23 protein-coding genes, 2 pseudogenes, 1 riboswitch and 1 other annotated feature are annotated in these 24,888 nt (G+C 63.7%); of the genes and pseudogenes, 14 read left to right on the top strand and 11 right to left on the bottom strand.

The window, feature by feature from the left end:
* Nucleotides 1-152: 152 nt before the first annotated feature.
* Nucleotides 153-401, bottom strand: coding sequence for a hypothetical protein (locus tag AWC17_RS25025; RefSeq protein WP_085165205.1), 249 nt, complete (start codon nt 399-401; stop codon nt 153-155).
* The gene (locus AWC17_RS25020; RefSeq protein ID WP_085165203.1) at nt 398-586 is read right to left on the bottom strand and encodes a hypothetical protein; all 189 of its coding nucleotides are present in this window, start codon (nt 584-586) and stop codon (nt 398-400) included. The genes AWC17_RS25025 and AWC17_RS25020 overlap by 4 nt, the downstream gene beginning before the upstream one ends.
* 299 nt (nt 587-885) lie before the next feature.
* Here AWC17_RS25020 and AWC17_RS32255 point away from each other — a divergent pair, with 299 nt between their 5' ends.
* On the top strand, nt 886-1,092 hold the full coding sequence (locus tag AWC17_RS32255) for a hypothetical protein (protein ID WP_141224767.1): 207 nt from the start codon (nt 886-888) through the stop codon (nt 1,090-1,092).
* Nucleotides 1,093-1,332: 240 nt separating this feature from the next.
* On the opposite strand, the gene AWC17_RS25015 is transcribed toward AWC17_RS32255, so the two are convergent.
* The 3 genes from AWC17_RS25015 to AWC17_RS25005 form a co-directional block, all read right to left on the bottom strand.
* The gene (locus tag AWC17_RS25015; protein WP_141224766.1) at nt 1,333-2,292 is read right to left on the bottom strand and encodes a hypothetical protein; all 960 of its coding nucleotides are present in this window, start codon (nt 2,290-2,292) and stop codon (nt 1,333-1,335) included.
* Between the two features lie 97 nt (nt 2,293-2,389).
* The gene (locus AWC17_RS32250; RefSeq protein WP_141224765.1) at nt 2,390-2,740 is read right to left on the bottom strand and encodes a hypothetical protein; all 351 of its coding nucleotides are present in this window, start codon (nt 2,738-2,740) and stop codon (nt 2,390-2,392) included.
* A gap of 30 nt (nt 2,741-2,770) precedes the next feature.
* Nucleotides 2,771-3,928 (bottom strand): helix-turn-helix domain-containing protein, encoded by a 1,158-nt coding sequence (locus AWC17_RS25005; protein WP_085165198.1) that lies wholly within the window; start codon nt 3,926-3,928, stop codon nt 2,771-2,773.
* A 213-nt stretch (nt 3,929-4,141) separates the two neighbouring features.
* Between AWC17_RS25005 and AWC17_RS25000 the strand changes: the two genes are divergently transcribed.
* Entirely contained in the window at nt 4,142-7,531 is a 3,390-nt protein-coding gene (locus AWC17_RS25000) for a serine/threonine-protein kinase (RefSeq protein ID WP_085165196.1), read from the top strand.
* A complete protein-coding gene (locus tag AWC17_RS24995; RefSeq protein WP_141224764.1) occupies nt 7,528-9,291 on the top strand; it encodes a S1 RNA-binding domain-containing protein in 1,764 nt (587 codons plus the stop codon). Before AWC17_RS25000 ends, AWC17_RS24995 begins: the two co-directional genes overlap by 4 nt.
* Before the next feature lie 214 nt (nt 9,292-9,505).
* Here the strand turns inward: AWC17_RS24995 and AWC17_RS24990 are convergent, their stop codons facing one another.
* Together AWC17_RS24990 and vapB are read right to left on the bottom strand one after the other, a co-directional pair.
* Nucleotides 9,506-9,919 (bottom strand): PIN domain-containing protein, encoded by a 414-nt coding sequence (locus AWC17_RS24990; RefSeq protein WP_074376082.1) that lies wholly within the window; start codon nt 9,917-9,919, stop codon nt 9,506-9,508.
* The gene (gene vapB / locus AWC17_RS24985) at nt 9,910-10,137 is read right to left on the bottom strand and encodes a type II toxin-antitoxin system VapB family antitoxin (RefSeq protein WP_074376081.1); all 228 of its coding nucleotides are present in this window, start codon (nt 10,135-10,137) and stop codon (nt 9,910-9,912) included. The genes AWC17_RS24990 and vapB overlap by 10 nt, the downstream gene beginning before the upstream one ends.
* A gap of 260 nt (nt 10,138-10,397) precedes the next feature.
* On the opposite strand from vapB, the gene AWC17_RS24980 reads away from it, so the two are divergent.
* From AWC17_RS24980 to AWC17_RS24965, 3 genes and pseudogenes are all read left to right on the top strand, one after another.
* Complete coding sequence (locus AWC17_RS24980; protein WP_074376080.1) at nt 10,398-10,892, top strand: hypothetical protein; 495 nt, start codon at nt 10,398-10,400, stop codon at nt 10,890-10,892.
* A gap of 1,022 nt (nt 10,893-11,914) precedes the next feature.
* Nucleotides 11,915-12,086, top strand: a riboswitch (M-box (ykoK) riboswitch).
* Nucleotides 12,087-12,384: 298 nt separating this feature from the next.
* Nucleotides 12,385-12,687, top strand: a pseudogene (locus tag AWC17_RS24970) (PE family protein).
* Between the two features lie 16 nt (nt 12,688-12,703).
* A complete protein-coding gene (locus tag AWC17_RS24965) occupies nt 12,704-13,951 on the top strand; it encodes a PPE family protein (protein WP_085165190.1) in 1,248 nt (415 codons plus the stop codon).
* Nucleotides 13,952-14,674: 723 nt separating this feature from the next.
* On the opposite strand, the gene AWC17_RS24960 is transcribed toward AWC17_RS24965, so the two are convergent.
* From AWC17_RS24960 to AWC17_RS24955, 3 genes are all read right to left on the bottom strand, one after another.
* Nucleotides 14,675-15,793 (bottom strand): threonine synthase, encoded by a 1,119-nt coding sequence (locus AWC17_RS24960; protein ID WP_244193518.1) that lies wholly within the window; start codon nt 15,791-15,793, stop codon nt 14,675-14,677.
* 128 nt (nt 15,794-15,921) lie between these two features.
* The gene (locus tag AWC17_RS32880; RefSeq protein WP_167385634.1) at nt 15,922-16,092 is read right to left on the bottom strand and encodes a hypothetical protein; all 171 of its coding nucleotides are present in this window, start codon (nt 16,090-16,092) and stop codon (nt 15,922-15,924) included.
* A 381-nt stretch (nt 16,093-16,473) separates the two neighbouring features.
* Nucleotides 16,474-17,633 (bottom strand): IS3 family transposase gene (locus tag AWC17_RS24955; RefSeq protein WP_085978335.1). Its coding sequence is split into 2 segments (ribosomal slippage): nt 16,474-17,342 and nt 17,342-17,633, totalling 1,161 coding nucleotides; the frame shifts between segments, so codons are not numbered across the junction.
* 166 nt (nt 17,634-17,799) lie between these two features.
* Here AWC17_RS24955 and AWC17_RS24950 point away from each other — a divergent pair.
* The 8 genes from AWC17_RS24950 (at nt 17,800) to AWC17_RS24920 (ending at nt 23,641) form a co-directional block, all read left to right on the top strand.
* Nucleotides 17,800-18,276 carry a universal stress protein gene (locus AWC17_RS24950; RefSeq protein WP_244193517.1) on the top strand — a complete coding sequence of 159 codons (477 nt, stop codon included), beginning with the start codon at nt 17,800-17,802 and terminating at the stop codon, nt 18,274-18,276.
* Between the two features lie 301 nt (nt 18,277-18,577).
* On the top strand, nt 18,578-18,784 hold the full coding sequence (locus AWC17_RS24945) for a hypothetical protein (protein ID WP_085165187.1): 207 nt from the start codon (nt 18,578-18,580) through the stop codon (nt 18,782-18,784).
* 359 nt (nt 18,785-19,143) lie between these two features.
* A complete protein-coding gene (lpqS, locus tag AWC17_RS34300) occupies nt 19,144-19,542 on the top strand; it encodes a putative copper homeostasis (lipo)protein LpqS (protein WP_482805292.1) in 399 nt (132 codons plus the stop codon).
* A gap of 361 nt (nt 19,543-19,903) precedes the next feature.
* The gene (locus AWC17_RS24940; RefSeq protein WP_167385633.1) at nt 19,904-20,362 is read left to right on the top strand and encodes a PPE family protein; all 459 of its coding nucleotides are present in this window, start codon (nt 19,904-19,906) and stop codon (nt 20,360-20,362) included.
* Between the two features lie 41 nt (nt 20,363-20,403).
* Nucleotides 20,404-21,057 (top strand): cation efflux transmembrane domain-containing protein, encoded by a 654-nt coding sequence (locus AWC17_RS24935; RefSeq protein ID WP_085165395.1) that lies wholly within the window; start codon nt 20,404-20,406, stop codon nt 21,055-21,057.
* Between the two features lie 157 nt (nt 21,058-21,214).
* Nucleotides 21,215-21,505, top strand: coding sequence for a DUF732 domain-containing protein (locus AWC17_RS24930; RefSeq protein ID WP_244193516.1), 291 nt, complete (start codon nt 21,215-21,217; stop codon nt 21,503-21,505).
* Nucleotides 21,506-21,778: 273 nt separating this feature from the next.
* Nucleotides 21,779-22,171 (top strand): ArsR/SmtB family transcription factor, encoded by a 393-nt coding sequence (locus tag AWC17_RS24925; protein WP_085165181.1) that lies wholly within the window; start codon nt 21,779-21,781, stop codon nt 22,169-22,171.
* A 126-nt stretch (nt 22,172-22,297) separates the two neighbouring features.
* A complete protein-coding gene (locus AWC17_RS24920) occupies nt 22,298-23,641 on the top strand; it encodes an MFS transporter (RefSeq protein ID WP_085165393.1) in 1,344 nt (447 codons plus the stop codon).
* 180 nt (nt 23,642-23,821) lie between these two features.
* Here AWC17_RS24920 and AWC17_RS32235 read toward each other — a convergent pair.
* A pseudogene (locus tag AWC17_RS32235) lies at nt 23,822-24,754 on the bottom strand (IS3 family transposase); the annotation flags it as partial.
* Nucleotides 24,670-24,787 (bottom strand) — a sequence feature (AL1L pseudoknot). It overlaps the preceding pseudogene by 85 nt.
* Between the last annotated feature and the right edge of the window lie 101 nt (nt 24,788-24,888).

Below are 24,888 nucleotides of genomic sequence, written 5' to 3'. Positions count from 1 at the left end.
CCACGCCGGTCGGTGCCCGTCTGGGTCGCCGTCGCTCGTACCCGTCATCTGCACCACCTGCAGGCGGCGCGCCCCCTGTCGTACGCCAGCCCTCCACGTTGAGTCCCCATGCGCTTCAATCTCCTTGTGTCGCCTACGCTTCCTGGATCGGCCTATGCTCGGCGCAGGTCGCCGTCAGGGCCGGCCAGGGCGGTGATCGCACCGCCATAGCGGCCGCGGACGTCGGAGCCGTTGACAGTGACTTTCAGAACTCGATCGTTTGTTCGGCTGAACTTGATGGCGACTCGTCTCTCGTTGCGAACGAACGCATCCCACGGCGATGCCTCGCCAAGGTCGCCATCGCGCTCGTAACCGTTGTCAGCGGCCACGTTGCGCACATGCTCACGGGCGGTTGCGCTCATGACTCCTCGACTACGGGCCGCAGCTCGGCGAGGTATTCCCAATACAACTGGGTCGGATCAGCGCTGTCAGACCACCGGACTTTCACCATGCCGGCGTCCGGCGGCGTCGCCGTCAGCACGTTAGGTGTCCACGCTGGGTTGACACTGTCCACCACCGTTCCGCAGTCGTCACGCTCAGGGTGCATCAGTACATGATGAGGAGCACCTGCGTTGCGATGAATCATGTTGCCTCTCCTCTAGACGCTGGTCGCTGTTGCAGGCTGTCGATGCCGGCGAAGTCGGCCACGATCGCTGGCCGGCTGGTGATGCGTGGTGATGACACCTAGACGCCCTCCTCGCCCATCCGAGCCATTGTCTCCCGTAGTAGCGACCCTGCCGCGCCTTTTCACGGCCAGGCCACGCCTCGCCATACAAGAATACGCGCATGCCTTTATGCGCGCCAGCATGTTTGCGCGCATAAAGGATTGGGCTTAGAATCAGGTTCGTGCCCGCACCGGATGACGACATTGATCGCGTGAACTGGTCCATCCGGCTTGTCGGGGACGAGGTCACCCAATGGGACGAACTCCTCTACCGGCTGCGACGCGAAACCCGCAGACGCACATTGACCAAGGCCGACATCATGCGCGCCTTGGTCGAGCTGGCTGCCAATGACGAGGCGACCCGCCAGGCGCTCATCGACGCCCTGTAAGTAGCACCTGTCGCTCGATACGAGTGGCCTCGGCGACCTCTTGTGCGAAGTCTTGCGCCGCGCCAGGAGATATCCCCAGCATTTTTCCGAGCGCCGTCGCCCGGTCTGTCACGGCGTCGTCGTCGCCAATCGCGAAGTTCTTGACCGTGCGACCGCCGTCTTGGGGGGGACGGACGGACAGACAGACAACAGAAACAGACAGAGACCCGCCAGGAATCGCCGTCGAATTCCTTTGTCGTGTTACCCGATACCACCACCGGCCGCCGATCCGGCGCTACCTTGCGTGCCCGAGACCGCGGGGCGCCCCCACCATCCGCGTCGGCCGCCCAGGGCACGCCTCCACAGCTGAGGATGCGTCAGTTCCGCGACCGTCAACCCGGTCGCTTCAGATAGCGCACCGGGGTAAACCCGCTCGTACGCACTGTTCACCTGCGTGGCCACCGACGGCGCCGCCAGCATCCATTCTCCGACGACTGACCCGACGTACCACCAGTTATCGTCCGACACTGCGGCCTGTACAAGTCCGCGGTCGAGCAACCCTGCCCATACTGCCGATACCTCCCGATCCGCCGGACGCACCGCCACCGGCAGCCCCGCCGGCTTGACCAATGCAAGCAAGCACGGAAGGCCGAACACCCGTGCAGCGTGCGCCCGGTGCGTTCCAGTGCCCACCTCATAGATCGGGCCGGCCGGCCCCTCCACCCGAAACGCGACGACTGGATCAACCTCAGGTGACATCTGCTCGACCCACTGGCCAAGCTCCGATGTGCCCAGGGCTGCGGCGATGTCGACCACGCTGGATCGCGGGGGAGTGCGGTCGATGTCGTTCCAGGCCCGCGCCGACGTCGCGACAACCTTTTCAGGCGAAACCCAGTCAACCCATGCGGCGAAGCCGCGCATCGCGCGCCGCTCCGCGACGATCACACCGGCGGTATGCGTATCGAACACCCGCGGTGACGGGACCAACGGTGCAACCTCATTCAGCACGGCGGCCCTGGCCTTGGCCAGCTGGACCAGCGCTTTCCGATCAGTTGGCAGGCTCTCTGCGGCAAGCCTCAGTTGTGACAGCGCCGATTTGTCCCCGCGCTTGCGCTCGAAGTCGTCCTCGAAGCAGTGGCGCGCCAGTGACCACACCTCCGGGTCGTATCCGATGTCGCCGAAAGCGTCGCTGGCCTCATAGACGACGCGCGATGTGGTCAAAGCCCCTGCACGCCTGGCAAATTCAGCCAACGCCGCAACGTCGCCTGCGACCCCCTTCGCGCAGATCGCGGCTGTGCTGAAGCGAAAGTAGCCACTGTCATGCCATTCGATGCCGGTCACCTCGTTCGACCCCTTTAGCTGTCCCACGACAAACCGCGCAGGCTGCGGCAACATCGCGTTCGGTCGGGTGAGGTTCGCGATACTCGCGAATGCCGTCCGTTCGGACGACGACCGGCGCGAACCGCAGCGTTCCGTCGCCAACTTCCAAGTCCGGGCGACGCTCGAACACCCTCGTGCGGCCGTCGCCCCAGTCCTCACGACGGGCATCGACGACATAGCGGCGAGGCGCAAGCGGGTTGCCATGCCGATCACGGCCACAGGGGACCGCGGTGATGGTCGTCGTGACTGAAGTGTTCGCCATCAGATTCTCCTCGCTGGGGGTCGGCATCGCGTCTATTCTGTCTCGCGGGTACGACACCTATTCGGGATTGCGGGGGGCGTCCTGGTCGCGGGAAAGTGCGGCTTCGGCGCGTTCAAGCGGCGTGCCAGGCAAGGCGCTAGGAGTGGGTGTGGTCATGATGGCGTCGGCGATCGCCACGTCGATGGCGCCGGTTACCTCCCCGATTACAGGGGTGCCGCCGCCGTGCAAGGCGTCGAGCTGGGCGTCGAGGTCGACCGTAACCGAAACGGGGACAGGCAGATTGAGGTCGGCCAGGTGCTCGGTGACGGCGGCGACCAGCGCCTGGCCGTAGTCGGCGAGCTCGGCCCGCTGTTGAGCTTGGAGGCGGTCCCTGAGTGCCTGTACAGCGGCCAGCGCGTCGTCGATCGCCTGTTCTTCCGGGGTTGGGGGAGTGGGGTTTTCAGCTTCGGCCCGTATGGCGGCGTGAAACTCCGCGACCTGCACGGGATCGTTGACCCAGTCCAACCCTCCCGGCTTGATCGGCACTGACCGCGAAATCTCTTCCTCGCGGCGCGAGAGTTCCTGTTCGGCATCGTCGTAGGCAGCCATGTGCTCCAGGTCGCCTACGTCATAGAGGATTTGTTCGGGTTTGAGGATGATGTCGACGGGCTCGGTGCGGTAGCGCCATAGGTCCCACTCGTCCTGGCCGACAGCAGCGTTCAAGACGTCGCGAACGACGGCGGCTTCCCAGGACCCAGGGCGGCCGGCCAAGACGTTGTCGATGCCGCCGGCGTTGGCGGTTGCCCCGGCCAAGGCTTCGGTGACGAACGCGGCCCAGTCGATCCGATCCGGCGGCGCATCCGGGTCGGGCTCCCACCCGCCGGTGGCGGTCCGCCGGACACGCTGATTCGTGAGGCGGGTCGCCTCTGTGAGGATCGCGACGGCCTCGGCGAACACATCCGCATACGCACGCGGCTCCAATGCGAGCGGGGGAGTGAGGTAACCGGTGTCGTACAACGCCGCGTCGAGCACTGTGCGGTAGGGACAACCGAGCTGAGTGGCGGCCGACCGCAGGTTGGCCTGCGTTGGCAGCGTGCGCAATTCGCCGTTGCGCCATTGGACCAGCGTCTGACGGGTGATACCGATCCGGTCGGCCAAGCCGGTGTCGCTGGCGCTGTGTACACGTTTGTAGTCCTCGATCAGCTGGCCCAGGCGGCTGGCAGGTCTCGTTGCCATGAGTCCCAGTGTGAGGCAGCATCCATACCAGCGTCAAATTATAGCTTACAATTATGGAATGGTACAGTAGTCATTTACGCAAGGCGATGGCTTACATATCGTTACTCCAGCCCGCAGACTGCCGCCGGGCGGGCCACGTGCGAACCGACGCCGAATGTGTCGTCCGCAGTGCGTATCGTCGTCTGAACGGCCACGGTCGGGAAGGGGATATGTGTGGGGCGTGTGATCGCTGGCCGCTACGCCGAAATCGAGAACACCCGCCGCGTGGGCGGCCAAGGTGAGCTGTTCCAAGCTGCCGACCTTCACCAGAGCGGACGCCTGGTGGCGGTCAAGATCGTGCCGGCGACATCCGACGACATTTACCGCATCTATTTCGAGCGCGAAACAGGCGCGCTACGCAAGCTCAGCCACCCTCATATCGCTGCCCTGCTCGACAGCGGCACCGACACCGATTCCGGGTTCTACTACGTGGTGCTCGACTGGGTCGAGGAGACCATCAAAGACTGGCTGGCCGCGTTCGCTGAGCCGCCGGGCTGGGACGACATCGCCGATGTGATCGCGCTTCCGCTGGCCTCCGCGCTGGCGCACTCACACTCGATGTCGGTTCTGCACCGAGACATCAAGCCCGCCAACGTGTTATGGAACGGCACGCAACCGCTGCTGGCCGACTTCGCACTGTCCAAGATCAAAGACCAGATCGCCGGCGCCAAAGACGCCACGGTGGCCGGGATGACCACGCCGCCGTGGGCGCCGCCCGACGCCGCCTCACGCGGGTCCACCCGCTTCGACGTCTACGGACTGGCGGCAACGCTGCTGCAGTGCGTGACCGGCCACGAACTGCGGGACTACCCCGATATCGGGCGCGCCCTGGACAACGCCAACGTCCCCCCAGAAGTGGGTCAGCTGCTAAGCGATGCCCTCCACACCGACCTCAACCGACGACCGGCCGACGGGCAGGTCTTCCACCTCGCTCTACAGACCATCCAAACGAAGCGAAGCGCACGCTGGCACCGCAGAAAAGAAATCCCGTTCGAACTGTCGGCCACAGCGCGCCGAGCCCTCGAAGAAGGCGGCGACGGCCGACCCGCTGAAGCGGTGATCGCGGCGCGCATGGGGACAGCAACCTATGCAATTCCCCGGCTGAAGAACAGCGACGACGGCGGCGCCGAACTCACCGCCGAAGAATTCCGCCTGGTCGGTGACCAGATCTCGTTGACGCTGGTGTTCAAGAACTCCCAGCGGCTGCTCTGTATCTGGGCTGAAACGAAAGACTTCGAACAGCTTGAGATTCTGCGGCGCAACGAGAGCGCCGTCACCCTCGACGGCCGCGATTACACCTGGACCGCGTCACGCCCGGCCAACCCGCACCAGGCCGCGCTGGCCACCCACGAACTGCACACAATGCTGCAAAAAGCCGTTCAGGATGCCGGCGATCAGGTCAGCGACCGGTTCAAACAGCTGCGGCTCAACAACTGGTCGAAGTTGATCGACGCCAAGCAGCAACTGGAAAAGCGGCTCGAGGAGCCAATCCAGTACAAGCGGATAGCACGCTCGGGCCCCGAATTCGAACTCGAAGCAACAACGCCGCAGACCGGCGCCGTCCTCGACCAAGAACGCATCGCGCGACCCGTCAGTGAACCGACCAGCCGCGGCGTGGCCGCCACCATCGTCGACGTCGACGGCCAAACTCTCACCGTGCGCGTCCACCGTCCCGGCGGCGACATCCCAACCGATGGGCTGCTAGTCCGCGACCGCACACCATCCAATGCCGCCATTAGCCGGCAGAAAAGCGCCCTGGCAGCGCTGCGGGAGGGCAGCGCGGCACGGCCACACCTGCGCGACCTCGTCCTAGATCCGACGCTGGCCGCACACCCGCAGCCGGTCGCGTTCCAGCCGAGGACACCGGATCTCGACGACGACAAGAAAGCCGCCGTCGCCGCCGCGCTCGGCTCAAGCGACCTGTTTCTGGTCGAGGGCCCACCCGGCACCGGCAAAACGTCGTTCATCTGCGAACTGATCGGCCAATACCTGGCCGCACGCCCCGCCGACAAAGTGCTCCTGGTCAGCCAGATGCACGTGGCGATCGACAACGCCATCACCCGGCTGCACCGCTCCGGGGTCACCTCAGTCGTGCGGTTGTCCAGCCGCGACGACAACGTCGACCCCGACGCAGCACACATGCTGCTGTCCAACAAAGTGTCCGCATGGACAGCACAGGTCGCCCACCGTGCCCGCGCGGGCATGTCGACCCTTGCCCAGCGCGAAGGCGTTGAAGTCGAACATCTTTCACTTGCGCTGACCGCCGAGGAGGCCGCATCGACACTGCGGCGTAAAGCCGAGGCCGCCGAAGCCCTCGGCCAACTCGGCGACGACGACCGCCTCGACAACGACGAGCTACCCGAAGACCGCGCCGAATTACTGGCCGACTACGGACGCGCTAGCGATCGCGCCGACGACACCGTCGCCGCAGTCCGTTCCGCGGCAACCGAATTGGGCATCCCCCTGGGCGACACCGTCGATGAACCCCAACTGCACGCCTTGGTGGCTGATCTGCTCGGGGGACGCAGCACCGACCGTCGTCTGCGCGAACTCATGCGCGCCCAAGGTGATTGGCTGGCCAGCCTCAACGACCCGGACAGCGCTGAGCCAATGTTTCTACCCACCCAAAGTGTCGTCGCGGGAACCTGCATGGGCTTCCTCGCCAACAGCCACATCCAGGACATGCAATTCGACCTGTGCATCATCGACGAGGCGTCGCGCGCGACCGCACCCGAGCTGCTGGTCCCGATGACCCGCTCCAAGAGATGGGTCATGGTGGGCGACACCAAGCAGCTGCCCCCGATGGTCGAAGAGGTGTTCGAACACAAAGACCTGGTCGAGACGTTCGACCTCGACCAAGCGTTCTTGTCAGCGTCGCTGTTCGACATCTTGATCGGAGAAGCTCCGGCCGCCTGCAAAACCAGCCTGGTCACCCAGCACCGAATGGCTGTCCCCATCGGCGAACTCATCTCCAACACCTTCTACGACGGCGCCCTCATTCATGACCCGGTCCCCGTCGTGGATCAGGCGACCGTCAACCCAGCCGATCGCCTGGTGTGGTTTTCCACCAGCAGGCGCGGCAACCGCCACGAAGAAGATCGGCACGCCAGCTCGAGCTCGTCGAACAAACTCGAAGCTGACCACGTCGCGAAACTGGTCCAACAGATCGACACCGACATCAGCGGCGGCTCCTATCTGCGCCTCGATGGCCAGCCCCTGGAAGTCCTGATCCTCACCGGCTATCGGGCCCAGTGCACCGAAATTGAACGCGCATTGCGCCGCCTTACCCTGACCAACATCGAGCCCACCGCCAAAACGGTCGACGCCGTCCAGGGACGCGAGGCAGACGTCGTCATCTTCTCAGTAACCCGCAGCAACCCTGCCGGCGAACTGGGCTTCCTCGCCGAACGATTTAAAGGCCGCCTCAACGTGGCCCTATCCAGGGCCCGCGAAATGCTATGGATAGTAGGCGATTCCGACTTCTGTGCCAGCAAGGAAGGCCCACTCAAGAAGGTGCTGCACCACATCACCGCCGCCAACACCTCAAGGGTGGAATACCTGTGAGCCGCGACATCCTCGCCGACGCCGCGCGCCGCTGGGCCCACGCCCTGCCCGGCCACGTCCTGCTAGCAGCAGAACCGTCGGCAATCCCGGTGTCCGCCGTGACCGTTGACGTACTCGCCGAACAGGTTGAAGAGATCGAAGCCGGGCTGAAGTACGCGCTGCGGGCCATCCTGCACGGCATCGACACCGTCGACGACCTCCAGCTGTTCCTCGGCCTGGATGAAGGGGACACCAAAAGCGTCGTAGCCGGCATGCTTCACGCGGAGTTCATCGACTATCGCCAACCACCCGAAGGCGGCGACCGTCGACTGTCTCTGCAAGCCCTGGGCCAAGAAGCGGCCCGCAACGCCACCATACGGCGCCCTAAACCGGCGACCATTCCGGTGATCTACGACCGGCTCACCAACCGGGTCACCGAATGGCGAAAACCGTCGCTACGGCGCTCAGCGCAAGCCAAATCCGACCCCGGCCGAATTCTCATGCCGCCGGCGACCAGCATGCCGATCCAACTGGAGGATCTCAGCATCACCGCGGTCTCAACGGCGCTGCGAGCTAACAGCGACGCGTTCCGGATCCTGGGCGTCAGCGGGCTCACCGAGAACCGCAACTACTACTACGACGCGATCCTGCTGGTGTACAAAGACATTGACTCAAACACGCTGCGGCTAGGTGTCGAAGTCGACGGAGTGTGGAGCGAAGAACACACCGCCGCCCTCGAAGCGATTGGCGCAGTGCAGCGCCTTGGCCTGACTGCCGCCCCCGTCGAGGAACCCCACGAACCCGTCGGCCACCCCGGCAAACGGCTAACCCGAGACGAAGTCATCGCCCTGCAGACATCGATGGTCGACCAAGACCAGTCTGACCCGGAAGCGCTCAGCCGCAGCGCTATTCGCTGGCTCGGCGTCTACGAACACCCCAAACGGCTCGATGACGCGCTGACCAATTCCCAACGGAGGCTGCTAATCATCAGCCCGTGGATCACCCAGTCCGTCGTTGACGCACAATGGGTCAGCCGCGTAGAAAAGCTGGCCCGCACCGTCGACGTCACAATCTTCTGGGGATTCGGTGACAACCGGAAAACCGACACCACCGCCATCGACGCGCTACACACCGCCGCGCAACGCTCACAACGCCTGGCAATCGTCAAAGTCGACGACACACACGCCAAGGTCCTCGTAGGCGACGACTTCTACATCAAGACGAGCTTTAACTGGCTATCGTTTCGCGGCGACCCATCACGCAAGTACCGCCAAGAAGAAGGCGACCTCGTCCAAGACCAGGTACTCGCCGACGGCGCCTACGCGAAATACATGACCGACAACCTGGCACATGCCCTCGAAGTCGTCGGCACTCTCCCAGCCCAGTACCGCACGGGGGTACGGCCCGGCGCCACAACCCGCGCCGCCAGAGTCCCGCCGGCGCACCACGCCGCCAGACCAGCAACGACCACGGCGCCGGCAAAGGCCTCGCCGGACCGCACCCCCGGTAAACGGTCCTCGGTAACCAGCTCACGCACGAAAGCCGCTCTACGCAAACTCGCTGTGGGACAAACCCTGTCGGGCCCTATCAAAAACATCACCGACTTCGGCGCGTTCGTCGACCTCGGCGATTTCGACGGGCTCATCCACAAGACACGGCTCGGCAAACGGCGCGTCGAACATCCCTCAGAAGTAGTCACTATCGGACAAACCGTCTCGGTCATGGTCGTCGAGGTCGACGTCGACCGGGGCCGAGTCTCACTCGCGCTCAATACCCTCTAACGTCCATGTGGCTCGCTGCTTACACTGGCACGCGCTGGCTAGAATTAGTGTGGCCCATTCGATCACTTTGGGGCACAGTCAGATAAGGGCAAATCGTCGTCGGTTCGCACAACTCCCTCAGCGTTAACCCAAAGGCATCCTTGACGCCCGGCCACGAGGCTTCTGAGGCGATACCGGAACACAGCGCCGCCTTCCCGTCACGCCGCCGCCGCCCCTATGTCAGGCGTAGCCATTCGATGGCTTGTCCAGAGATCTGCGCGATCAAGTCAAAGTCTTTGTCAACAGCGAGGACTGTGAGCGCTCCGATATCGGCGGCGGCGGCCACCAGGAGGTCAGGGATCGACGGTGCGCGATGCTGACCGCGATCGGCGAGCAGCAGCTGCAACGCGACGGCGCGATCTTCTGCGGCCGGCGTTAAATACTCCACCGGCATTAGCGACAGTGGCGGGGAGACGACCTCGTGACGCGCTTGCGCCGCGGTGCGAAAGGAATACCCAATCTCCAGGCGGGTGACGGTGCTCATTCGCACGAGACCGCGTTCTATCCGGTCGATCCAGAGTTCGGCATCGGGCGAGCCTGATATGCGGGTGTAGGCCGACTTGTCGATGAGCCACGTGGTCACCGCCACGCGCCCTCCATTACCTCTGGGTCGTCGAGGTCCGCCGCTGCGGCCGCCGCGCGACGCATGTCCTCGATCGTGAGCTTGCCTTGAGGTTGCCCCTGTGAGCGCTCCGTCTCGAACCGTCGCCGCAGATACTCCTGCCTCGACAATCCGCGCGCCGCCGCGGACGCATCGATGTGCGCCACCGCGGCGTCCGATAGTCCCCTGATCAACACATCAGCCATACCGACCAACCTCCTGATATCGATGATATCATCATGTCAGACGGTAGCACCGGCGAGATTCGACGCGGCAAGTCGGCCAACGATGCTGAGTGACCGCCAGCCGATTGTCCGGCAAACAAGGCGAGCCAAGGAGAACAAGTGCCTCGACTTACCTCGGATCGCGAGGAAACGAGAAGCCATGAACGACACCCAGATCGACGGCGTGGCAGCCTACGCCTCCGCAATTGGTACCGGGAACACAACGACCCCAAGAGGTTCCGATGGCCCACCGCTTCGTAATCCGTCGCCTCGGCGCCCTGCCTTGGCCCCACGGACTTGGCAAGAACGCCGGCGACACGCACCCGTACAAGAAGCTCGATACCCAGCTGAAAAACTACCTCGGCGATGGCCGCTATGATCCCGCAGCCCACCAGCGGGCCTACCAGAGCGCAGATCCCGAATACCGCCGCATCGTCCTGGACGCGCTGACCCAGATGCCGTGGAGCATCGACCTACTCGACGACGTAGACGCGGCAACAACTCTGGCGCGCTCATCGCCCCTGTTCAATCAACCACTACCAGACGACCAGTCCCAGTGGTCCGATTGGGCGAGGCCCTACTGCACCGCCAAGGGCCTCACTAGCACCTGGCTCGGGTGCCCTGCCGACATCGGACCCACGTGTCTCGCCGACGGCCGCCACCGGATCACCTATCTGCGATTCCATCGACCGCCCGAGTACGAGATCCTCGTGCGCGTTTTGGGGACTGCTCGGTAGCGACAACCACACAAGCGCTGATTCATCAGATGCAATATGCAGTGGTTCCTCATGCATAACAGCAGTTATCCACGACCAATTACGCCGTTTTCATCTGATGAATCATGATCCTAGCTCGCCGACGCTCATAAGGACGACCCGATTGCACCCGAGATGCCGTGATGGGGGCTGGTTTTCGGGCGTGGCGGGCCCCCGTGGGGGCGGCAGGGGTAGTTCGCTCCGCCGACACGCCGGAACAAAGTGTCGTCGTCAGCGCGAGCCTTCTGGCAGCAGGGATGTGGTAATGAATCATTGAGTGATTCAATGATTCATTCGGTGAGACTGGGTGGGAGGCTGATTTGCCCCTCGACAAGAGCGGTCGGGTTCATGTCGTCGGATCGGTGCCGCTGCTGCATCCGGAGGCGCAGACCGTCGATGAGATGCTCGAGGGTTGGCGCAACCAGCAAATGTGCCGCAACCTGGGCCACGACACGATTGCGGGACGAGTCTGGCAAGCAAACGACCATGGGACTAGGACATCCCCACTGCCACCCCAGCCTAAAAGTCGATATCTTTGCCCGACTGGCGGGCGCCGCCCTCGGGCACCTCATCCGATTTACTACTTTTAGGTGGGGAATACGGCCGAATCGATATGGCGGGTTACCGGTACCGGCCCGGTTGAGGCTGCTGGCGGGCGGGGAGCGCTGAAGGATTGGACGCGCTGGCTAACCCTGCCTCGCACCCGCATACAAGAGCTGGGGTGGTTCGCAACCGGGAGGGCTACATCCTCCGCCCGCGGCGGACGATGCAGAGCGTGTTGCATTCGCAACAGGTCTGCGGATGTGTTGACGTGCCACGCCGATAGATGCCGGTCGATGAGGTCAGGCCCTTTTGCGCGCCGACGTTCTCGGGCACCGGTTAATTGAGGCGTATAGGCCGAACGTATATTCTCACGCGGATCATCGGCGGCAGCTAGTCGCGCATTCGGTGGAGTCGACACGCCGGGTTGACGGGCATCGGCCGAAGTGCCAGTATTACGACCATATGCACCTCGCTAGGTGAGGCGTCTGCACGGACATAGGCCGCTGACCTCGAACGTCGAAAGACGCCCAGGGTCAGGACAGCTCTTCCCGGCTTAAGGGTTGAGCCCAAGTGGCTTCCGGCTCAAGTCGGATACGCCGTGTGGTGCTGAAGCTCTGACGAGAGGGGTGCCGCGGCCGCGGTTCACTTTGCCGGGCCGTCTCACCCCATTTGTGCGACTGTGGTGGCACCCCCGTGTGCCTTGGCCGTGAGGAGGTGAGAGCGAGATGAGTCTGGGTGATAGTCCCTATCCGAGTCCGAGATCGATGACCATTTCGTTCCGATCCGGCCCCGGCGCCGTTTTCACTATCTGAGTCAGCTTGCGCTGATTGTTCTTTTACGCGCGTCTCCGCATCGCTGACGCGTGGGGTCAGCGTGCGATTTAACACGCACGCAGCGGTCGGGCTTGGCCCGTCTCTCAGGGAGTGGTCCTATGTCATTCGTACGTATCGTGCCGAAAATTTTGGCGGCGGCAGCCAATCTGCGCGGCATCGGCGCGGCAATGAGCGCCCAGAATACCGCCGCGGCCGCGCAGACCACAGGCCTGGTTGCCGCAGCGGCGGGACGAGGTATCGGCGCTGACCGCAACACAATTCGCCGCGCACGCCCAGATGCACCAGGGGGTAAGCGCCCAAGCGGCGCGGCCTCGATTCACCAAATGTTTGTGACCATGCTGACTGTCAGCGCCGGTTCGCTTGCAGCTACCGAAGCCGCCAACGCAAGAGCAGCGCGCTAAAGAAAGGAGCGGGGCAATGACTATAGCAACGGATTTCGGCGCTTTACCGCCCGAAGTCAACTCGGCCAAAATCTATTCCGGCCGAGGTTCGGCTTCGATGCTGAGCGCCGCCACCGCATGGAATGGGCTGGCCGCTGATCTACGCTCGGCGGCGGCTTCCTACACTGCGGTGATCTTGGGGCTGACCAGCGACGCGTGGCGCGGCAGGGCGTCAACATCAATGGCGGCCGCGGCTGCGCCCTATGCAATGTGGATGAACACTACTGCGGCGCAAGCCGAGCAGACCGCTGTTCGGGCCACGGCGGCGGCGGCCGCGTATGAGGCCGCGTTCGCGGCGGCGGTGCCCCCACCGGTGATCGCAGCCAACCGCAGTTTGTTGGTGTCGTTGATCGCGACCAACATCCTGGGGCAGAACACCCCAGCGATCGCGGCCACCGAAGCCCACTACGGCGAGATGTGGGCGCAGGACGCCACGGCGATGTATAGCTATGCCGGGTCGTCGGCGGTCGCCACCGAGGTGACCCCGTTCAGCGCGCCGCAGCAGAACACCAGTGTTGGTGGGCTGGCCGACCAGGCCGCGGCGGTCACCCACACCACCGCCACGTCGGCCAACACGAGCACGCAGGCGGCGCTGTCGCAGCTGATGTCAGGGGTGCCCCCGGCGCTGCAGAACCTCGCGACACCCGCGTCCTCTGGGTCGGCGTTGTCGGGGAGTGGGAACATGCTGGGTACATTGGCTGCATCTGGCGGGTCGTCCTCATCGGGATCATCGGACATCCTGGGTTGGTTGATGAATTCGCCGCTGGGCCCAAACGCCAATATCTGGAACACCATATTCTCGTCCGGTTTCTTCATGCCAAGTAACACGGTCGCTCCTTTTCTGAGTCTGCTCGGTGCGGGCGCTGGAAGCGCGGTCGGGGAGGCGATGGGAGACGCTGCCGCCGGGGGGCTCGGTTCCGCGTTGGCGGGTCCGTTTGGCGGGCTCGCAGGCCTGGGCGGCGCGGTGTCTGCGGGCGCGGGCCAGGCGGCCTCGATCGGCTCACTGTCGGTGCCGGCGACCTGGACTGCGATTGCTCCGCCGATCAATTCTGTCGCTTCGGTTTTGGGAGGAACCCCGCTAACCGCTCCGCCAACGGTGGCGGGAGGCTTTCCCGGGATCCCCCTGGCAAGTATGGCCGGACGTGGGGCGGCGGGTACCGGCGTTGCGGATACCCGGTACTTGACCCGCCCCCCGATGCTGCCACACTGGCCGGCCGTCGGGTAACGGAAAGAGATGGAGTGCAGTTGATTTCAAGCCGGCCAACCCTGCGGACGTGGACACTAACCGCCACCAGTTTGAGAGATGGAGAAATTCAGGTGATCACACGTTTCATGACCACGAGATGCGCGCGTTGGCGGGCCGCTTCGACGTACACGCTCAAACGGTGGACGATCACCCCGCAAGATATGGGCGGCACGCGTCAACGACGGCGCGCTGCCCGACCACCAGACATGAATCCCGCAAACCGACCGATGCGAGACGTGCCCATGGGCGATGGCAATCTTGTGTCAGACGAGTCGAGTTTCCAGCCTGCCTCCGCGCCGGACTCCGACCTGGCATCCGAGATTTGCAATGTCAATGGACATGCAAGCAGGTGGATGCCGTTGGGCACGCACACGGTGGGCGGCCTTTCCTACCCTGACTTCAACGCCACTATCGCGAGCGGTCATGACTTCGAATCACGGAAATTAGCGCAATCGCCGAGGCGATGGTTGGCGAAAGCGTAGACGTGCGGAGCCTGCAATTTTTCCGCAAGAGGCCGACACTGAATTCGAGTTAAAGATTTCCACAAAAGCCCCTCCCTGTTGACGGCGGTCCGACCGGGGGCTAGTAGCGACGCGTCGCAACGGGAGCCTACTTTTCACCCGCCGTCAACACTCGAGCCTTGGCACACACTTGACGAAATACAATCGCTCGGTCGCTGATTCGCGCGATGCGTCCGAAAGCTCATCGGCACATGCGCGCCGGCAACGCCTCCTCAAGGGCCGCCAGGGTCGGTTCGAGAACGGGGACATTGCTCAGGCGCCTTGCCGAGGCGCCTGCATCCTTCAGCCCGGTCGACGTTGACACCACCACCACCACCTCATCGGGGTCGATCCATTTGCTCGCGGCAAGTTGTTGAGCGGCCAGTAGCGTCAACACCGACGCGCCTTCTGCGTAAAAGCCTTCAGTTGAGGCCAATTCGCGTTGCATACCCGCGATCGCGTCGTCGCTTGGCTCGGCGACTGCTGTCCCATTGGTGGCTCTGATGGCATCCAATCCTTGGTAGGTCGCTACACGCGCGCCGACCGAGAACGCCATCGAGGCCCCTGTGGCAACCGTTGGCTGCTCGCCCTCTGGGGAACGCAGCCCGCGCGCATAGGCGCCGAAAGGATCGATCGCAACCAACCGCGGCATGCGCTCGGCCAGACCCAAACCGATAAGGTCGGAAAACCCTCGGCGAATACCGGCTAATCCATCGCCATGGGCGGTGGGCACCACAACAACGTCGGGCGTTTCGCCGAGTTGTCGCCACAACTCGTAGGCGATCGTCTTATATCCCTCGATGCCGAAGGGATTCGATCCGATTGGGGGGATCACCAGCCCAGATATCGGCATCCAGCCGAACTCTTCGACTGCGGCCCGCAGCACCGACCATCGGTCTGGGCCTTTGTCGTAGGCGGCGACACAGGCGCCATACGCCTGCATCAGTATGTGCATCTCGCGCGGTACGGACGACACCGTGAGCACCACACAGCCCAGCCCCGCGGCCGCGGCGTAGGCCGCAACCGCTGCGCCATGGTTTCCGGTTGACGAGACAACGACCGTTGACGCTCCACACGCGACCGCCTTGGTGATCGCGACCGCCGCGAGCCTGTCTTTGTAGGACCACGTTGGGTTGCGCGTTTCGTCTTTGAGCATGAGTCTGCGCAATCCCACTCGAGGACCCAGCCGGTTCAACGCAACCAGAGGCGTCGCACCTTCTCTCAGGCTCACCGCGACGTCGTCGGGCGCCAACGGCAGCAACTCGCGGAAACCGAAGATCCCCGGTTGGGAGGCCTCGCATGGCAAAACGCCAGCTGTCAATGCGTAAGCGGGGTTGACGTTGACTCCGATACCGCGACGCGCGCACACAGAGCATCCCAACGATGCTCGATCCTCGGGTGCTTGCAATCCGCAACGGGGACAATACAACACCCCGAGATAGCGCGCGCTCACCGGCCCACGACGGCAAACTCGGCGTCGAATGTCGTGAACCACTCGGCCGCTTCATCGATCACAGCACCGCCACCCTCCACCATCAGACCATCCCACTTGACCCGTAGTAACGCATTGCGAAGATAGAAAACCACGCCGCGGGCGTTGAGCTGGTGCGGTGGTGTCAATCCTAGAACGGCGCACCCCGAATCTGTGACGTTAAGGCGAGGACAGGACGCCACCTTGACTCGCCGTGATCCGGTGGTTTTGCTGAGCCGGAATCACCAACGGGCGCAACGGCTTACCCAGCCACACATATGTTGATATTGCAATGTGCATGTTAGTGTCACGTGGCGTGTGCCCGTCCACGGCGGACCCGGGAAAGGAAGGGACGTAAGCGCCACTGCGAAGGTCCGTGTAGCCGCATCGATCTGGTAGCACGGTCAGGTGAGGGGATGCTCGCAGGGCGGTGCCCTGGCCGTGTTGCTTATCGTGCCAGGTGTTTGCCGCGCTATCATTCGGCTTGTTGGGGACTGCCCCGCATTCAGTTGACTCGCGGGGTGGGATTTTCAGGCCGCGGTTGCGGCTTGTGTGTGGAGCAGTTCGAACTCTATCGGGGTGAGTCTGCCGAGTGCGCGTTGCCGGCGGCGTCGGTGGTAGGTCCGCTCGATCCACGACACGATCGCCAGGCGTAGTTCGGCTCGGGTGGACCAGCGTCGCCGGTCGAGCACGTTGCGTTGCAGAAGGGCGAAGAACGACTCCATGGCAGCGTTGTCACCGCACGCGCCGACACGACCCATCGATCCGTGTAATCCGTTGTGCGACAGTGCATGGACGAACTTTCGTGAGCGAAATTGGCTACCCCTGTCCGAATGAACGATCGTCGCGGCAGGTGAACGCAACGCCACGGCGTGATCGAGGGCGGCCACTGCCAGCGAGGACTTCATCCGCGAGTCCATCGAGTAACCCACGATCCGGTTGGAATAGACGTCTTTGATCGCGCAGAGGTAGAGCTTGCCTTCATCGGTGCGGTGTTCGGTGATGTCGGCCAGCCAGACCTGGTTGGCGGCCTGGGCGCTGAACTGACGCTGCACGAGGTCGTCGTGAACTGGCGGCCCGGATCTGCGGTTCAGTCCTCGCTTCTTGGCGAAGACCGACCAGATGCGCTCCTGGGAACACAACCGTGCGACACGGTTCTCGCTGGCGAAGATACCGCGTCCGGGAAGTTCGTCGGCGATGAATCGGTAGCCGAATGCGGGGTCGTCGGCATGGATGTCGCGGGCGGCGTTGATCAGGTGCGCATCATCCCAATCTCGCTGCGATAGAGGTGCTTTGCGCCATTTGTAGAACGCCTGGGTGGAAAATCCCAGGACCCGGCAGGTCACCGTGACGGGCACGCCGTCATCGGCAAGGTCGAGGACCAGCGGGTACATCATTTTGGGTTGGCATCCCGGGACAAGTAGCCGACCGCGCGACGCATCACTTCAGCCTCCTGCTCGAGGAGCTTGATCCGCTTATGCGCCTCGCGCAGCTGCGCCGACACATCCTCAGAGACCGCCGCAGGCGACAGCCGGTTGGCACCGTCCTCGCGGTCGGCGATCTTAAGCCAGCGATGCAGGCAGGCCTCCGAAATCCCGAAGTCCTTCGCGATCTGGCGCAACGGCGCCTCACCCTTGCGGGCCACAGCGATGACATCGGCTCGGAACTCGGCGGGAAACGGTCTCGGCACGAGGTTGATCCTTCCAGCAAGGACGAATCCTCACAGGTCAGGAGTCAACCAAACCGGGGGCAGACCCTTGCAGCTAGACGGGCTGTGTGCTCACGAGATTCGACTCGCCCCCGCGGATCGCGGGTGGGTCGCCGGACGTGACACTAGGCGGCGGAAAGGGGTTTGGGTGTCCACGATTGCGGTAGGTGTCGATGGATCCCCCGGGTCGTTGGGGGCGCTACGGTGGGCGGTGGCCGAAGCGCGCCACCATGGCAGTGTGGTACGCGCCGTTCATGCCTGGCAACTGCCCTACCACCAGGGCTATGTCGGTCACCTGGCGCTCGGGCATCTTCGCGAGCCCCTCATCGAGGCAGCCCGCCAAACGCTACACGCCGCGCTCGCTGACCCCTGCATCGAGACCGCCGGGGTCGAGATCATGCCCGTCGTTGAGGAGGGCTCCGCGGCGCGGGTGTTGATCGCTGCGGGCGCCGACGCTGGGTTGCTGGTAGTGGGGTCACGCGGGTACGGGGGCTTTCGGGGGTTGTTATTGGGCTCTGTCAGCCAGCAGTGCGCCCAAGGCGCGCCGTGCCCGTTGGTCATCGTCCCGGGCGAACGTCGCGGTGCTGACGCCGCGGACGGGGGTGCGGACGGGGATGGCGAGTAGTCGACCGGCAACTGACGGGAAGTGGACTCAAAGGTTTGTCCGACAGCGCGGCGGCCGGAAACTGCGTCGCAGATCCGTTCGCATCTTGAAGCATGAGTGACGACCGTGTCGTGGCTGGGCAACGGTCGTGTAACAAGCCTTTGACCGGGTTGGCGGCGGCGGCATTCGCGGCGGGTCTGGTTGGCAGCTGGTTGAAATCGCCTCAGGCGTGTGGGCTATTGGGGCTGCCGCTTGGCGCGGGTGGTGTGCCCATGGCGGTGCCGCGTTAAGGGATCTTTTGCGGCGTAACGTCACTATTAACTTGCTGGTCAGCGTGGCGGCGATCGAGGCGGTGTGTTTAGGTCAGGTCGCGGAGGCGGCCGCGGTGGTGTTCTTCTTCGCACTGGCCGAGGCTTTCGAGGCGTTCGGCGAGACCCGTTTACAGAAAGCAGTATTCGAACTGATCGACCGCTCCTCAAAGACCGCCCACCGTGCCGATGGCCGTGTGCTACCGGTCGATCAGGTGTAGCCCGCCGCGATCGTGGCGGTCCGTCCCGCAGACACAGTGCCCCTCGATGGGGTCGTGGTGGGCGCCGAGTCGCCGGTGGCTGAGGCCACTATTATCCGGTGGAAGCGTACCCAAAGAGAAGTTTGGCGGCGAAACCGTGTTCGCGGGCACGCTCAACCTGAGCGGCTATTTGGAAATTGAAGTCACTAAAGCATCTCCTTAGTGCTCGGCTGCGCGAGGATATCGGCACTCACGTTTCTCGGCCGCACACGCGTTCAACCGAGAGTCTCCTGAGCGCCGTGACGGTCCGATGCATAAATGGCATCAGGGCCGCAACGTTGGATGCCCGGCGTTGAACTGCTGCTACATTTGAAGGCACTGTGCCCCGCGACGTAACCAGACAGCCACTTGTGCGATGGGTTATTGCCATCGCGGCCGCAGTGTGGCTACTCGGTGGCACCGCCGAGCATGCTCGGCACGCGACTGTCACGCTCGATGCGGCCCACGGCTCGAGCACCTCATCCCGTGGTGTATTCGCGGTCAACGCGGACCACACGCATTGCGATCGAGGTTGGTCGCCGTCGTGTCCCGAATCGGCGGCTGTGGGGGATCTCCCTCGTTGGGTCGCCGGTTTTCTCACGCTCGGCGTGCTCGCACTGGTTGCGACCGTCGGCTTGTGCTTTGACTGTCTGCAGAGCAGACGAGGCCCGCCTCGGAGGCCTGTCTTAATTGTCACCGGTCAAGACATGTTGACACGGTTCTGTCTCGCACGGCGCTGATAGATCAGCGTCGAATCGTTCGACGCTGCGTTCGGCGGCGGTGATTCTTACTCGTTCGACGCGTCCTCGGTATCGACGAAATCGACGGATTGACTCGCCGACACCCTGAGTTATCTGTCAATCGAACTGCATCGAGTCATCGGATGTACCGGCTCCCGCCGTGCCGTCCTCGGATATGTGACACACCACTGAAGCGACCCCGCTGAGTGTGTTTCGCTTCCGCAAAACCTACGTCGTACAGGAGTACGCAATGCCCTATCACAGCCGCACACCCATGTCAGTGGTTGCGGTCGCCGACATGACATATCCCGGTTGGCCACAGAACTTAGCGACTCACGCAACGACAGCGCCGACTACCGGAATGGTTAGCAACGCCTCCACGTTGCTATTGGCTTCGTCTCCAACGGAATCCGCAACGGATCTGCCGGTCAACGAGGTCGATTTTGGAGCATTACCGTCGGAGATCATCTCCGCCAGAATGTATTGCGGTCCCGGAGTGGGCCCGATGTTGGTCGCTGCTGGTGTGTGGGATGGGCTGGCCGACGAACTATATTCCACTGCAGCGTCTTTCGGCGCGGTGATTTCTGGACTAGATGACTCGTGGCACGGTCGTGCGGCGGCATCGATGGCTGACTCAGTCGCGCCGTACCTCAAATGGCTTGCCGCCACCGCCGAGCAGGCCGTAACGCAGGTTAGGGCGTCAGTGACCGCCTACGATACGGCGCTGGCGATCATGGTCTCGCCGTCGGGATTTTCACGCGCAGATGCGCCGGCGTCGGCCGTCATTATGCGCGGCGTGCTCATGGGGAGCGCATTATGACCGCACTCGATTCGGCGGCAACCGCAGGGATCGTCAGCGACATGTGTTGCGCCGCAATCGCTCATGAATCCGCGGCGGCGCGCGGGCTCGATGCCCGATGGCATCGGGCCGCGCGATGGGCGCGGCACTTGGCGTGGGTCAGTCTGGTGTTCGTGGTCGTCGATGGGGGAATCGGCCTGTGGCAGGGTGTGGCCGCGGGATCGATCGCGCTGACCGCATGGGCGTTGGGCAGCGGGCCCGAAGCGATGGCCAGCCTCATCGTGATCTGGCGGTTTAGCGGCTGGCGCACCCTGTCCGAGTCGGCAGAGCTTCGCGCGCAACGGGGCGTGGCAGTGTCATTTTGGCTCAGCGCTCCCTATATCGGCGCGGAGTCCATCCACCACCTGTTTAAGGATCACGCGTCGCACCCTACGTCGGTAGGCATTGTGTTGACGGGGGCCGCGTTGTTGCTGATGCCGATCCTGGGGCGCGCGCAGCACAGGCTCGGCGGCCGCTTGGGGTCGACTGCCACAATCGGTAAAGGAATCCAAACTTACCTTTGTGCTGCTCAGGCCGCCGCGGTTCTGCTAGGCCTGGCGGTCACCGTCATGTGGTCGGGTGGGTGGTGGTTGGATCCGGTCATCGGGTTGGGCATTGCCGCGGTTGCGCTCTGGCAAGGCCTGCGATCGTGGCGCGGCGAGGACTGCGGATGTTAGGGCGCGAGGTCGGTCAACAGTGCCCGAAACGCGAAGCGCGCGCTATCGCATCTCCGGCGAGAGATCAGATGGGTCTGCGCACTGCCTGCAAGGTGGTTGATGAGAGCCGCTGGGGAAAACCATGGCTGAACCGAAGCTAGATCGTGGGAGGTGGTTGATGATCGGTGTGGCCTTGGTGTCTGCCGCGTCGCTGCTCGTGGCAGCGCCAGCGTCGGCTGATGACGCTGATGACGCATTCATCGGGGCACTTGAGCAACACGGGGTCGTCTTTGCGAACCGCGACGCCGCGATTGCCGCGGCCCATAGTGTGTGCGCCGGACTGGATCAGGGCCAATCACGGTTAGTCGTGGTGTTGTCTCTGGTAAAGAACACCGACCTTGCGCCACATCAAGCCGGCTATTTCGTCGGCGCGTCGGTGGCTTCCTATTGCCCCCAACACCAGCGGTGAAACGACTAACTCGGATTCCGAGCGCGGTGCGGGAGCTTCGACCAAGGCGTGAGCGCCAGTTCATGAGCAAGGGGAGGTTTTGTTATCCATATGGCCAACAACGGAATTAATCAGGACAACGGCTCGCGACCGACGTGTCGGTGAGTTTCGTCAAGTAGTTCGGCTCCGTCTGTTGTCACGAATTGTGGCCCCAGCCGCGTTGGTTCGTTGGCTTCTGGTGTTGGTCTTGCTGGGCAGTTCCCATCCGGAACTCTTGTGAGCTATTATCTGCTTATGAATGCAGATAGTGCATCGCCTCGGTTGGATGACGATCATGTCCACCTGATCGTCGAGGTGTTCCGCATGCTTGCCGATCCGACCCGGGTGCAGTTGTTGTGGGCGCTGACCGGTCAGGAGTTGTCGGTCAACGAGTTAGCCGAGCGGGTGGGCAAGCCGGCGCCGTCGGTCTCACAGCATCTGGCCAAGCTGCGCATGGCGCGGCTGGTGTGCACGCGCCGGTCGGGAACCACGATGTACTACAGCTTGGAAAACCAACATGTCCGGCAGTTGGTGACCGACGCGGTGTTCAACGCCGAGCACGCCGGGCACGGTATCCCGCCGCATCACCGCGCCGATGCCGTCGTGCATCCCTTGGCCGGGGGTTCGGCCAAGAAAGCGCATAAGTAACTAACTTTCACTCGCCGCCGACAGCGGTGGCCGGCGGATCTATCTTCGCGGGAGTCGTTGGCCTGCAAACGAATATCTCACTAGACGGCACGGTCCGTCGGTTGATCACGCATGGAAGGACTGGGCATGTCGTTGTTCAGCTATCGCGACTACCGACATCTATTCGCCGCCCAGGTGGTCGCGTTGTTCGGCACGGGTCTGACCACGGTGGCGTTGGGGTTGCTGGCCTATCAGCTGGCCGGCAGGCGAGCGGCCGCGGTACTGGGAACAGCGTTGGCGATCAAGATGATCGCCTATGTGGTGGTAGCCCCCGTCGCTGCCGCGCACGCCGATCGGTTCCCGCGACGACTGATGCTGGTCAGTCTGGACCTGATCCGTGCCACGGTGGTGGTCGCGCTGCCGTTCATCGACCAGATCTGGCAGATCTATGTGCTGATCGCGGTGCTGCAGTGCGCCTCGGCCGCGTTCACCCCCACCTTTCAGGCCATGATCCCCGATGTGGTGACCGATGAATCCGACTACACCGCAGCACTATCCGCTTCCCAGCTGGCCTCGACCATGGAGAGCCTGCTCAGCCCGGTGCTGGCCGCGGTGTTGTTGACCGTGATGAGCTTCCACTGGCTGTTCCTGGGCACCATGATCGGGTTCCTGATCTCCGCGGCCCTGGTCCTCAGCACCCGCATCCCTGATGCCACCCCCAACCCCCGCGCCAGCGCCTGGGACAAGACCGCCGCCGGGATCCGCATCTTCGCCGCGACCCCACGGCTGCGTGGCGTGCTGGCACTGGATCTGGTGGTTGCCGCCGCCGGGTCGATCGTGCTGGTGAATACTGTCAACTACGTGCGCGACGCCCTGGGCCGCACCCAAGCTGATGTCGCGTGGCTGCTGGCCGCCTCGGGCACCGGCACCATGATCGTCGCGCTGCTGCTACCCCCGGTGCTGCGCCGGGTGCCCGAACGCAGCGTGATGACCACCGGCGCAGCACTTCTGGTCGCCGGTGCCGGCAGCGCCATCGCCCTCTCGGCGACCCACGGTGCGGGGCGCTGGGGGGCGGCACTGATCATCTGGCTGCTCATTGGGGCCGGGATGAGCCTGGTGTTGACCCCGGTGGGTCGGGTGCTCCGACGCTCCTCAAGTGCAGCGGATCGGCCTGCGGTGTTCGCCGCGCAATTCTCCCTGTCGCACCTGTGTTGGCTGCTCACCTATCCGATCGCGGGATGGGTCGCCACCCTGGCCGGATTCACCACCACCTGGATCATCCTCGCCGCCATCGCGGGCGTGGGCGCAGTCAGTGCGCGGTTGCTGTGGCCCCGACACGATCCCGACGAACTGACCCACACCCACGACATCGCCGCCACCGACCACCACCACCTCAACGACGCCGCCGCGATCGAGGGTGGTCGCATGCAACACACCCACACCTTCATCGTCGACCAAGACCACCTGCGCTGGCCCACACCCACCCAGTAGGCACTCGGGGTGGGGTCCCGTCGTTGGCCCCACGGCCACGCCCAGGGCTGCCGGGTGGCGCCGGCCATCCGGCGACGCGGTTATCCGGTGCGTTTGCGTCGCGTGGTGGTTTTGGAGCTGCGCAGACGGTAGGACTCGGTGCCGGTTTCGAGGATGTGTGAACTACCCCAGGTTTAGTTCCTACTCGGTTGCGAGGGCCGGGGTCGGCTGGCTCGCATGGTGTGAGGTGCCGGTGAGGGCGGCCTCGTACTCGGCGGGTGGAACGTAGCCGAGGCCTTCGTGCAGGCGTTCCTGGTTGTACCAGGCCACCCATTCGGCGGTCGAGAGTTCGACATCATCGATGCACCGCCAGGGCTTGCCGCGGTTGATGAGCTCGGTCTTGTAGGCGGCGTTGACCGCTTCAGCGAGGGCGTTGTCATAACTATCGCCACGCGACCCGACCGAGGGCGCGATCCCCAGTTCAGCCAGCCGGTCGGTATAGGCCAGCGATAGGTACTGGGATCCGCGGTCGGAATGATGAACCAACTCGGATAGATCGGTATTCGACTGCCACACAGCGTGATTGAATGCTTGAAGTGGGAGGTCTTCGGTGCGCATCGTGGCCGAGACCGCCCAGCCAACGATCTTCTTCGTGCACGCATCAGTGACGAACGCGGTGTAACAGAACCCCTGCCAGGTCCGCACGAACGTGATGTCGGCGACCCATAGCCGGTTCGGTGCAGCAGCCCGGAATTGGCGGTTGACCAGATCGGCCGGCCGGATCGCGGCCGGGTCGCTGATCGTGGTGAACACCGGCTTGCCCCGCTGGGCGCCGCGCAACCCGGCCTTGCGCATCAACCGGCGGGTTTGTTCACGGCCCAGCTGCCAACCACGCCGTGTCATCGCCGCGTGCATCTTCTTGACCCCATACACCGAGTAATTCTGCCGGTGCACCGCCTCAAGGTCGGCGATCAGCTGCTCATCGCGGATCTCCCGGTCCGACGGTGGTCGGGTCCGCGCGGCCCGATAACCCCGCGAGGTGAGGAATCCGGGGATAGCTGCCCGCAGCACTCGGCAGATGAGCTCGACCCCGAACTGATCGCGATGAGCATCGATGTAGGCGATCATTTCGTCGCGGGGCGGTCGAACTCCGCGGCAAAAAACGCAGACGCTGACTTCAAAATCTCGTTAGTTATCTGAGGTTCTCAGCGTCCTGTCGATGATGTAAACGACACGCGGTCCGGGGTGCGCCGAGATCCGTTGTGGGC

The organism is Mycobacterium nebraskense (assembly GCF_002102255.1).
Lineage (GTDB): Bacteria > Actinomycetota > Actinomycetes > Mycobacteriales > Mycobacteriaceae > Mycobacterium > Mycobacterium nebraskense.
This window is presented reverse-complemented; position numbering and strand designations above follow the sequence as displayed.

Excerpts from the sequence above, each read along its gene's own strand:
- AWC17_RS24965 (WP_085165190.1), top strand. The coding sequence starts at position 12,704 with ATGACTATAGCAACGGATTTCGGCGCTTTACCGCCCGAAGTCAACTCG.
- AWC17_RS24980 (WP_074376080.1), top strand. The coding sequence starts at position 10,398 with ATGGCCCACCGCTTCGTAATCCGTCGCCTCGGCGCCCTGCCTTGGCCC.
- AWC17_RS24935 (WP_085165395.1), top strand. The coding sequence starts at position 20,404 with ATGTGTTGCGCCGCAATCGCTCATGAATCCGCGGCGGCGCGCGGGCTC.
- AWC17_RS25025 (WP_085165205.1), bottom strand. The coding sequence starts at position 401 with ATGAGCGCAACCGCCCGTGAGCATGTGCGCAACGTGGCCGCTGACAAC.
- AWC17_RS32250 (WP_141224765.1), bottom strand. The coding sequence starts at position 2,740 with ATGCCGACCCCCAGCGAGGAGAATCTGATGGCGAACACTTCAGTCACG.
- AWC17_RS24920 (WP_085165393.1), top strand. The coding sequence starts at position 22,298 with ATGTCGTTGTTCAGCTATCGCGACTACCGACATCTATTCGCCGCCCAG.
- AWC17_RS24930 (WP_244193516.1), top strand. The coding sequence starts at position 21,215 with ATGATCGGTGTGGCCTTGGTGTCTGCCGCGTCGCTGCTCGTGGCAGCG.
- AWC17_RS24925 (WP_085165181.1), top strand. The coding sequence starts at position 21,779 with ATGAATGCAGATAGTGCATCGCCTCGGTTGGATGACGATCATGTCCAC.
- AWC17_RS25020 (WP_085165203.1), bottom strand. The coding sequence starts at position 586 with ATGCACCCTGAGCGTGACGACTGCGGAACGGTGGTGGACAGTGTCAAC.
- vapB (WP_074376081.1), bottom strand. The coding sequence starts at position 10,137 with ATGGCTGATGTGTTGATCAGGGGACTATCGGACGCCGCGGTGGCGCAC.
- AWC17_RS24940 (WP_167385633.1), top strand. The coding sequence starts at position 19,904 with ATGGTTAGCAACGCCTCCACGTTGCTATTGGCTTCGTCTCCAACGGAA.
- AWC17_RS25005 (WP_085165198.1), bottom strand. The coding sequence starts at position 3,928 with ATGGCAACGAGACCTGCCAGCCGCCTGGGCCAGCTGATCGAGGACTAC.